This window comes from Streptomyces sp. NPDC048442 (assembly GCF_040651475.1).
Lineage (GTDB): Bacteria > Actinomycetota > Actinomycetes > Streptomycetales > Streptomycetaceae > Streptomyces.
In genome coordinates this window covers 54,099-64,203 of sequence record NZ_JBEZKB010000039.1, presented here as the reverse complement: position 1 = coordinate 64,203, position 10,105 = coordinate 54,099, and the positions used below count along the sequence as shown (strand labels likewise).

Genomic DNA, 10,105 nt, shown 5'->3' with positions numbered 1-10,105 from the left:
GTCTGTGGTGTTGGTGGCTCCGGTTCTGCCGGCGCGCTTTCTGTACTAATTCTTGGGGGGGTGGGGGGGGGGGGTCGCGCGACCCCGCCCCCGCACCGTCGTAAAGGCCCGGCCTACGGCATCGCCCGCACGTGCGCCCCGACCGACTTCGACCACTCGTGCCCGTCCGTCGCGTCCCAGTTGGTGGACCACGCCATCGCGCCGCGCAGCCCCGGGTACTTCTTGGCCGGCTTGAACTTTCCGCAGCCGGTGCCCTTGGACAGGCAGTCCAGGGCGTTGTTCACGACGGCGGGCTCGACGTAACCGGCTTCCTTGTTCCGCTTGTTGGAGGGGAGCCCGAGACCGACCTGGGACGGGTCGAGGCCGCTCTGCAGCTGGATGCAGGCGAGCGCGGTGAGGAAGTCGACGCTGCCCTGCTGGTACGTCTCGCCGTCGCAGCCCTTCATCGAGCCCGAGTTGTAGAACTGGGTGTTGACGACGGTCAGGAAGTCCTTGATGTTGAGGGCGGTCTTGAAGTAGTCGCTGTCCGTCGACTGCATGTCCGTGGTCTGCGGCGCCATGGTGACGACGAGCTTCGAACCGACTTGGCGGTGAAGGGACTTGAGGGCCCGGGTCATGTACTCGGCACTGAGCCCGTTCTCCAGGTCGATGTCGACGCCGTCGAATCCGTACTCGGCCATCAGCTTGTGCACGGAGTCCGCGAACCGCTTCGCGGAGGCGCCGTCGTCGACCTCGACCTTGCCGTTCTCGCCGCCGATCGAGATGATCACGGACTTGCCGGCCTTGCGCTTGGCGGCGACGTCCGCCTTGAACTCCGCGACGGTGTACCCGCCGAGGGCCTTCGAGTCGAGGGTGAAACCGACCTCGCCCTTCTCGCCCGCCAGGTCGGCGAAGGAGACGGCGATGATGTCGTACGCGTCGGGAACGTCCCGCAGCTTCTCGACCTTGGCGCCGTTGGTGAAGTTCTGCCAGTAGCCGGTGAGGGCGTGGGCGGGCACCTGGGGCGCACCGGCCGGCCTCCCGGCGGCGGGCTTTCCGGCAGCGCTCTTCTCCGCAGGGCCCGCCCCGCCGCCCCCGTCGTCCGGGGACGAGCACGCCCCGAGGGCCCCGGTGACCAGGACGGCAGCCGCCGTACCGATCGCGAGCCGGCGGCGGGTACGGGAGGTGCTGAGCACGTGCTGTCTCCAGTCGGAAGATGCGCCTGAATGGGGCTGAACCGACCAAAGTGGTTCAGACCAATCGAGATGTCAAGTGGATGACGTCAGGCGGGTGCGTCCAGTGGACAGTGCCTGGTGGATCACGGAAGCCCATTGTCGGCCGCTTCCGGCCCCCTCGCCGAAGAATGGCCCGAAACCCCCTCCCCGTCGGCCCCAAGCGGAACGCATGATCACAAGCGGTAGTAACTCAGTGACATGCGGTTGCCGTGATCCAAGCCGGACAAGCGGAGCGAAATCACCACTCCGCAAAGATCAACTTCTCTGCGATGCGGGTGAGTTGAGAGGCGTACGGGATCTCTGGAAGCTGTTCTCTACCACGAATGACGTGGCTAAAGTGCTGATGCACCACGTGTGAGCGGGGAACGGGCGGGCGACGGGGAGCGGGGACATCGACGTGCCGACAGCGATAGCCGTGACCAGTGCCGACCTGGTACTGCCGCCGACCGACCACCAGACCCCGACCGCGACTGTTCTGCAGGGCCCCGGCACCCAGTCCCTGGACGCGGCGCTCACCGAGATGAACGTCACGCTCGAACGGCACGGGTACGTCGTCGCCCTCTACCCCGCGTCGATCTCCGCCGCCCACGAGCGCCGCCTGCACACGGTCCGCTCGGTCCTGGAGACCGACCGTATCGCCCTCCTCAAGCTCGACCTGCCGCCGCTGGGCATCGCGGTCCTCACCCGCCAGCTGTGCCAGCTCTCGGTCTGCGACTTCAGCGCGGGCGTCGTCGCCTCCGCCGCCCGCCTGCTCTCCCACTACGTGTACGCGGGCGCGCTCCTCAACTCCGTCACCAAGCTCGACCGGATCCCGGTCAGCCTGAAGTCGCACGCGAAGTCATGGCTGCCGGGCACGCAGTTCGCCGTCATGGCCAACCCGGAACCGCAGCTGATCAAGGTCGGCGGGAAGGCGGGTGGTGAGGAGACTCTTTCCGGTCCAGAATTCTCCACACAGCTGGCGGTCGCCCACGGCCAGTTGTCCTCCCCGTGGGTCACGGAGACCCTGGCCCCCGGCTGGCAGGTCCAGTCCGTCCAGGAGGTCGAACTCCCGGCCGGTTCGTCCACCTGGTGGGGGACCTCCAAGCTGGTCGAATTCGCGGCCTTCCTGCCCGACATCTCGGTGCTCTACCAGCTGGTTTCCTCGGTACGGCGCGAGCAGTGCCACTGGTGCGGAATCCAGCTGATAGGAGACCGCTGCGGCTTCTGTTCCGCCCCGGTGGCCCCGGCCGAGAACCCACTGCACGCGGCCGGTGTCCTGAACCGTGGCTCGACGTAACCGCCCCCCGTCGCACGCGTACACGTACCTGTACGCGCACGTGCACCACCACGCTCACCGTCCGTCGACGGCCCGCCCCCGGGCCACACGTTCCTGATCGAGGTAACTGGCCACCATGAACTCACGTCAGCGCCGCGGCATCGTCCTGCTGCTCCTGTCGGTCCTGTGCGCCATCGGCGCGTTCGTCGGCGTGCTCTCGGTGATCCGCGACGTGAACTCGAAGGTCGGCCCCGAAGTGACGGCGTACCGGCTGAAGGGGGACGTGGCGCCGTACAAGGCGCTCAGCGACGCACAGTTCGAGAAGATCGCGATGCCGAAGCGCTGGCTCTCGGAGAACGCGATCACGGACATCTCCGAGATCCGCGGCAAGATCGCCGTCACCCAGCTCAAGGGCGGCTCGCTCCTCCAGACCGACATGCTCGTCAAGAAGCCCGAACTGGCGGCGGGGGAGCAGGAGATCGCCATCATGATCGATGCGGCGACAGGGGTGGCGGGGAAGATCAACCCGGGGGCGCGGGTCAACATCTACGCGACCTTCGAGGGCAAGGAGAAGACCGAGGCGGACCAGTCCCGGGTGATCGTGGCCGGAGCGCGGGTACTCGACGTCGGCAGGATCACCGCTCTCGAACCCTCCAAGGAGGACCGCAACCGCGCCAACACGGACGCGGTCCCGATCACCTTCGCCCTCAGCACCCTCGACGCCCAGCGCGTCGCCTACGCCGAGTCGTTCGCCAAGCACGTCCGGCTGGCCCGGGTGGCCGACGGCAGCGACCCGAACGTCACTCCGCGGGACCGCACGTACACGCTCAACGGGGACAAGTAGTGATCCGGCGCCACGTGGTCACACGGGGACAAGTAGTGATCCGGTGCCACGCGGTCACACGGGGACAAGTAGTGAGGACGGCCGAATGACGACGCGTATCCTCCCGGCGGTGGGTGACCCGGACGCCGCCCGCGCCATCATCACCCTGCTCAGTCAACTCCCGGACGCGGAACCGGCCTCACCGGCCCCCGACTCGACCTCGCTGCTCGACACGCTCGCCCGGCTGGCGGGCGAGTCGCTGGACGAGCTGCCCGAGGTGGTGCTGGTCCACGAACGGATCGGCCCCGTCCCGGCGCTGGAGCTGATCCGTGAGGTGGCGCTCCGCTTCCCCGCCGTCGGCGTCGTCCTGATCTCCGCCGACACCAGCCCACAGGTGTTCACCGCGGCGATGGACTCGGGCGCGCGCGGCATGATCGGACTCCCGCTCGGTTACGAGGAGTTGGCGGGCCGGGTGCACAACGCGGCCTCCTGGTCCGTGGGCGTACGACGCCACCTGGGCGCTGGCCCGGACGTCTTCTCGGGCCCCGGCGGCACCGTCGTCACCGTGACCGGCGCGAAGGGCGGCATGGGAGCGACCCTGACCTCCGTCCAACTCGCCCTGGCCGCACGGGCGTCCGGCAGGTCGGTTGCCCTGGTCGACCTCGACCTCCAGTCCGGGGACGTCGCCTCGTACCTCGACGTGCAGTTCCGGCGCTCGATCGTCGACCTCGCCGGGATCTCCGACATCTCGCCCCGCGTCCTCCAGGACGCCCTCTACACCCACGCCACCGGCATCGGCCTGCTCCTCGCCCCCGCCGAGGGCGAACGCGGCGAGGAGGTCACCGACCGGGTGGCCCGCCAGGTCGTCAGCGCCCTGCGCAACCGGTACGAGGTCGTGGTCGTCGACTGCGGAACCCAGATGAACAGCGCCAACGCCGCGGCCATCGAAATGGCCGACCAGGCACTCCTCCTGGTCACCCCCGACGTGGTCGCCGTACGGGCCGCGAAGCGCATGGTCCGGCTCTGGGAGCGGCTCCAGATCCGCAAGGCCGAGGAGACGACGACCGTCGTCAACCGGCACACCCGCAACAGCGAGATCCAGCCCTCCCTGGTCGAGCGGATCACCGGCACCAAGGTCGCCCGCAGCGCCGTCCCCTCCCACTACAAGGAACTCCAGTCGGCGGCCGACGCGGGCCGCCTCCAGGACCTCGACAGCCGCAGCACCGTCAAGCAGGCGCTCTGGGCGCTGGCGGGGGAGCTGGGCCTGGTGAAGAAGGCGGAGACGGCGCAGGGCGGGCGCGGGGGCCGGTTGCGCAGTGACACGGGATCGATCGGGCTGCGGGGCCGCAGGGACCGTACGAAGAGCGACAGGGGCGCGCTCACCGTCGAGCTCGCCGGGATGGCGCCACTGATCCTCTTCGTACTGGTGCTGCTCTGGCAGTGCGTGCTGTGGGGCTACACCTTCACGCAGGCGGGGAACGCGGCGGACGAGGGGGCGCGGGCGGCAGCCGCGGCGTACGCGACGAACGGCGACGGACCGGGGGCGTGCAGGGAAGCGGCCCTGAAGAACGTGGCGGCGAGCTGGCGGACGGGCGCGGACGTGGAGTGCCAAGGCGCCCCTGCGGGCGGGGTCGTGACCTCGACCGTGAAGCTCAAGACCCCGATGCTCTTCCCCGGGACGATCAACCTTCCCTGGAACGTCACAGGCAACGGCGGAGCGGCCAGCGAGGAGGCCCCCAAATGAGCACGCTTGCAGTGCACAAGACGACTCGGCCACGGCTGCGGGACGCCTTGCGCGCCAAGGACCGCCGCGACCGTGGCTCCGCGATCCTCGAATTCACCGGCTTCCTGCCGATCCTGCTGATCGTCGCCGTCGCCGTCATCCAGCTTGGCCTCATCGGGTACGCGGGATCGCAGGCCGGAACGGCGGCGAGAGCGGCGGCGCGGGCAGCTTCCCTGAAGCCGGGTACCGGAGAGGCCGCGGGCCTGGCCTCGATCAGTGGCTGGATGCGGGGTGGCGCCACCATCTCCGCACCGGACGGAGACTCCGTGGTCGGCACGGCCACCCTCAACGTCCCTTCCGTGTTCCCGGGGATCAACCTCTTCGGCCCGGTGACCCGCACCGTGACCATGCCCAGCGACGACCGCCCGTAGAACAGCCAGCCCCCCGCCCCCGTAACCCCGCCCCCCGCACACGTACCAGAAACGGACCCACATGAGCCTGCGGCAACGTATCGCCGCCCCCGAGGAGCACGGCGGGGGGCGGGAGGACGGCCACCTGGTCGCCACCTACCGGGCGAAACTGCTCGAAGAGATCGACCTCGCCGAGATGTCGTCCCTCGCGGCTGCCGAACGGCGTGCCCGCCTGGAGCGCGTACTGGGCCACATCATCAGCCGCGAAGGCCCCGTCCTCTCCACCTCCGAGCGCTCCCAGCTCATCCGCCGCGTCGTCGACGAAGCCCTCGGCCTCGGTGTCCTGGAACCGCTCCTCGAAGACGCCTCCATCACCGAAATCATGGTGAACGGCCCCGACTCGATCTTCGTCGAGCGCGCCGGCCGCGTGGAGCAGCTCCCCATGCGGTTTGCCTCCACCGAGCAGCTCATGCAGACCATCGAGCGCATCGTCTCCACCGTCAACCGCCGCGTGGACGAGTCCAATCCGATGGTCGACGCCCGCCTCCCCTCCGGCGAGCGCGTCAACGTCATCCTCCCGCCGCTCTCCCTCACCGGCCCCGTACTCACCATCCGGCGCTTCCCGAAGGCGTACCGCCTGGACGAGCTGATCGCGCTCGGCACCCTGGACCACCAGATGCTGTTGCTGCTGTCCGCCTTCGTCAGGGCCCGCTTCAACGTGATCGTCTCCGGCGGTACGGGCTCGGGGAAGACCACCCTCCTCAACTCCCTCTCCGGCCTCATCCCGGAGCGCGAGCGCATCATCACCATCGAGGACGCCGCCGAGCTCCAGCTTCAGCAGGCCCACGTCGTACGACTCGAAACCAGGCCGCCCAACGTCGAGGGCAAGGGCCAGATCACCATCCGCGACCTGGTCCGCAACTCGCTCCGCATGCGCCCCGACCGCATCATCGTCGGTGAGGTCCGTGGCGGCGAGACCCTCGACATGCTGCAGGCCATGTCCACCGGCCACGACGGCTCGCTCGCCACCGTCCACTCCAACAGCGCCGAGGACGCGCTGATGCGCCTCCAGACCCTCGGCTCGATGTCCGAGGTCGAGATCCCCTTCGAGGCGCTCAAGGACCAGATCAACAGCGCCGTCGACGTGCTCGTCCAACTGACCCGTCTGCCCGACGGGTCCCGCAAGATCAGCGAGATCGCCCTCCTGGTCTCGCACGGCCGCGAACAGTTCCAGATCGCGACCGTCTCCCGCTACCTGGCCCAGCCGATGAGCGCCGACCGCCTCGTCCACGGCTACTTCGAGCACCTGCCGCTGCCGCGCCGCGCAGCGGAACGGCTCTACTTGGCGGGCGAACCCCTCCCGCCCGCCTTCGGCGTGGTCAACGACGAGAGCTCCCTCTACCTCCGAGAGGCCCAGTAGGTACGGCTATGGACAACCCCGCAATGCTGGCGACGGGCGCGACGCTGCTCTGCTGCGTCCTGGCCATCCTCGGTATCCACACCTACGCCTCCGGCCGCGCCCAGCGCGCCGCCCTGGAGGACCGCCTCGCCCTCACCACCGGGCACTCCTCGGGGCGCCGCCGCAACTTCGCGGCCATCGACCGCAGGCTCCGCAGGACGGTCCTCGGCAAACGCCTCCAGCTGCGCCTGGCCGCGACCGGACTCGACCTGACACCCGGCGAGTTCTTCGTGTACGTACTGGGAGGCGCCGCCGCGTTCTGGCTGATCGCCAGCTCGGTGCTCGCCCCGTTCTTCGGCCCGGTCGCGGGCCTGGTGGCGGTCTGGGCGGCCCACACCTTCCTCAACTGGCAGCGCCAGAAGCGCATCGAGGCCTTCATCAACCAGCTCCCCGACCTGTCCCGCATCCTCGCGAACGCGACGGCGGCGGGGCTGGCGCTGCGGACGGCGCTGGGGATGGCGGCGGAGGAGCTGGAGGCTCCGGCGGGCGAGGAACTGGCGACGGTGGCACGTCAGTTGGCGGTGGGACGTTCCATCGACGACGCACTCGGTGAGCTCGCCGAACGCCTGCCCTCCCGCGAACTCGTGGTCCTGGTCACGACATTGGTCCTCTCCAACCGCGCGGGCGGCACCGTCGTCGGCTCCCTGCGCAACCTCACCGAGACGCTCGAGGAGCGCAAGGAGACCAGGCGGGAGGTCCGCACGATGCTGTCGGAGGTCAACGCCACCGCGTACACGATTCCGCTGCTCGGACTCGGCGCGATGATCATGCTGAACTCGATGACGCCGGGATCGCTCGCCAAGATGACCGGCCACCCCATCGGCCAGGCCGTCGTCATCGTCGCGATCGCCCTCTACGCACTCGGATTCATCGTGATGCGCCGCCTCGGCAAGATCGAAGTCTGAGGGGGCTGACGGATCATGATCGGACTGCTGCTCGCACTGGCCCTGGGCCTGAGCGTCACCGGCATCATCTACGGGATCAAGATGTACCGGGCGGAGGCGAAGGTGCCGGGCGACCTCGCCGTCGCGCTCGAAGTCGGCGCGACCCGCGTCTCCGGCAAGGACTCCGTGATCGACCGCTTCGGCATCCGGTTCGCTCCGGCGGTGCTCAGGGCGATGGGCCCCGCCATGGTCGACAAGAAGCGCCGCAGGATCGACACGGCCGGCAACCCCGGCGGCCTCACCATCGACCGTTATGCGGCCCGCCGGGCCTCGTACGGCATCTTCGGTGCCGTCTCCGGATTCCTCCTGCTCATCAACGGCATGACGCTCTTCGCCGTCTTCGCCCTGGCCTACGGGTGGTTCGCCGCCGACGCCCTGATCTGGCAGGCGGTCCGCGCCCGCAAGGACGTCATCGAACGCACCATCCCCGACTTCCTCGACGTCCTCGCGGTCGTCGTCAGCGCGGGCCTCGGCTTCCGCCAGGCCCTCGACCGGGTCGCCGAGAAGTACGAGGGACCCTGGGCGGACGAACTCCGCATCACCCTGCGCCAGATGGACATGGGCGTCAGCCGCCGCCAGGCCTTCGATGAACTGCGCCGGCGCAACGACTCCGAGCAGGTCTCCCAGTTCGTCACCGCTCTCCAGCAGGGCGAGGAGCTGGGCTCGCCCATCGCCGAGACCCTCATCCAGATCGCCAACGACATGCGCCGCACCGACGCCCAGAACTCCCGGCGACGAGCGGCCAAAGCCATCCCCAAGACGACGGTCGTCACCCTCACTTTCATGATCCCGGCGACCCTGATCCTCATCGTCGCGAACATGTTCCTCGGGTCCGACGCCGACTTCGGTTCCCTCTTCAGCGGATGACGACGATGCTCCTACCGAGCCTTCGAAGCGGCCTCCGCGGCAGAGCAGGAGTGTTCCTGGGTGGCGCCCCCGCCCAGGGACCCGCCCCCGCATCGGCCCTGGCCGAAGACGCTCCCGCCCCCAGCATCCGCATCCAGACCAACGCGCTCCAGGCCCTCTGCCGCCAGGTCTTCGGCTTCCGGCTCACGATGATCGCGCTGGGCGCGCCCTTCGCACTGGAGCGGGCCGACGGGAACTTCGGCGTGGGCCTGGTCGGTGCGGCGGTGGTGGCCGGCTGCGTCGGCTCGTACGCCATGCTGCGGGACTGGGAGACCTTCGCCCCGCTCCTCATCAAGTACCGCTCGCTGATGGCCGTCGACCTCGCCTTCGGCTCCGTACTCCTGCTGACGGCCTCGCCCGACTCGGCACTCGGGTACGCGACGGTCTGCACGCCGCTGCTCGCGGGCCTGCTGTACGGATGGCGGGGAGCGGGCATCTTCGCCGGCCTCCAGATACTGCTGCTGTGGGCGGCGTACGTGGCCTGGGCGACCAGGATGTCAGGCCCGGCCAGCACTGTGCTGATAAGCGCCTTCTGCGTGGCGGCCGGAGTCGTCGGGGTGACGCTGCGCAACCTGATGTTCCGCTTCGGCGAAGCCACCCAGGCCCTCTCGGAGGCCAAGGCCCGGCTCGCCGTCACGGACGCGGTGGGCGAAGAACGGGCCCGTCTCGCCCGCGAGATGCACGACTCCGTCGCCAAGACCCTGCACGGCGTGGCGATGGCGGCGGATGCCCTTGCCGTGTCCGCCGACCAGATGGACCGCCTCGCGGTGAAGCACCAGGCGGGCGTGGTCGCCAGGTCGGCCCGCCGGGCGGCAGCGGAGTCCCGCGAGATCCTCTCCGACCTGCGCCGCCAGGCGGACTACGCGGACGGGGGAGTGGATGTCGCGCAGGAACTGACCGCACGAGTGCAGGACTTCACCAACCGGACCGGCGTCGCCGCGCACCTCGTCCCCCTGGGTCCGGCCCCTGTCCCTTCCGTACCGCATGCCGTGGCCCGCCAGCTCGTCACCGTTGCCACCGAGGCCATGGAGAACAGCCACCGGCACGCCCACGCCCAGCACGTCACCGTCGAACTCGGCACGCTCGACGGGATGCTCCGGGTCAGCGTCCTCGACGACGGCAGAGGCCTGCCGCCCGGCCTCCGCCTGGACGACCTGCGCAGGGCGGGCCACTTCGGCCTGGTCGGCATGGTGGAACGGGCCGCCGGCATCGGCGCCCGCATCCGCATCGGCAGGGGCCGCAGCGAGGGCGGCACGGAAGTACGCCTGGAACTGCCGGTGGCGGCGCTCACCGTACCTGTGGCAGCACTGCCCGCCGCGGCACCACCCGCCGCAACACCACCCGTATGCCCGGCCCCGGACTGAACCGCTC

9 protein-coding genes are annotated in these 10,105 nt (G+C 69.6%); 8 read left to right on the top strand and 1 reads right to left on the bottom strand.

What is annotated here, in order from left to right:
• Nucleotides 1-113: 113 nt before the first annotated feature.
• The gene (locus AB0D18_RS37405; protein WP_362429403.1) at nucleotides 114-1,175 is read right to left on the bottom strand and encodes a chitinase; all 1,062 of its coding nucleotides are present in this window, start codon (nucleotides 1,173-1,175) and stop codon (nucleotides 114-116) included.
• Nucleotides 1,176-1,611: 436 nt separating this feature from the next.
• Between AB0D18_RS37405 and AB0D18_RS37400 the strand changes: the two genes are divergently transcribed.
• The 8 genes from AB0D18_RS37400 to AB0D18_RS37365 all read left to right on the top strand — a co-directional run bounded on the left by AB0D18_RS37400 (nucleotide 1,612) and on the right by AB0D18_RS37365 (nucleotide 10,098).
• Nucleotides 1,612-2,490, top strand: a complete 879-nt coding sequence (locus tag AB0D18_RS37400) for a hypothetical protein (protein ID WP_362429400.1) — start codon at nucleotides 1,612-1,614, stop codon at nucleotides 2,488-2,490.
• 115 nt (nucleotides 2,491-2,605) lie between these two features.
• Nucleotides 2,606-3,313, top strand: coding sequence for a Flp pilus assembly protein CpaB (gene cpaB / locus AB0D18_RS37395; protein ID WP_362429397.1), 708 nt, complete (start codon nucleotides 2,606-2,608; stop codon nucleotides 3,311-3,313).
• Nucleotides 3,314-3,398: 85 nt separating this feature from the next.
• Complete coding sequence (locus AB0D18_RS37390; RefSeq protein WP_362429394.1) at nucleotides 3,399-5,036, top strand: AAA family ATPase; 1,638 nt, start codon at nucleotides 3,399-3,401, stop codon at nucleotides 5,034-5,036.
• A complete protein-coding gene (locus AB0D18_RS37385) occupies nucleotides 5,033-5,446 on the top strand; it encodes a TadE/TadG family type IV pilus assembly protein (RefSeq protein ID WP_362429391.1) in 414 nt (137 codons plus the stop codon). The genes AB0D18_RS37390 and AB0D18_RS37385 overlap by 4 nt, the downstream gene beginning before the upstream one ends.
• 61 nt (nucleotides 5,447-5,507) lie before the next feature.
• Nucleotides 5,508-6,845 carry a CpaF family protein gene (locus AB0D18_RS37380; protein WP_362429388.1) on the top strand — a complete coding sequence of 446 codons (1,338 nt, stop codon included), beginning with the start codon at nucleotides 5,508-5,510 and terminating at the stop codon, nucleotides 6,843-6,845.
• 8 nt (nucleotides 6,846-6,853) lie between these two features.
• The gene (locus AB0D18_RS37375; RefSeq protein WP_362429385.1) at nucleotides 6,854-7,789 is read left to right on the top strand and encodes a type II secretion system F family protein; all 936 of its coding nucleotides are present in this window, start codon (nucleotides 6,854-6,856) and stop codon (nucleotides 7,787-7,789) included.
• Between the two features lie 15 nt (nucleotides 7,790-7,804).
• Nucleotides 7,805-8,695, top strand: a complete 891-nt coding sequence (locus tag AB0D18_RS37370; RefSeq protein ID WP_362429382.1) for a DUF5936 domain-containing protein — start codon at nucleotides 7,805-7,807, stop codon at nucleotides 8,693-8,695.
• Nucleotides 8,692-10,098, top strand: coding sequence for a histidine kinase (locus tag AB0D18_RS37365; RefSeq protein WP_362429379.1), 1,407 nt, complete (start codon nucleotides 8,692-8,694; stop codon nucleotides 10,096-10,098). The genes AB0D18_RS37370 and AB0D18_RS37365 overlap by 4 nt, the downstream gene beginning before the upstream one ends.
• Nucleotides 10,099-10,105: the final 7 nt, after the last annotated feature.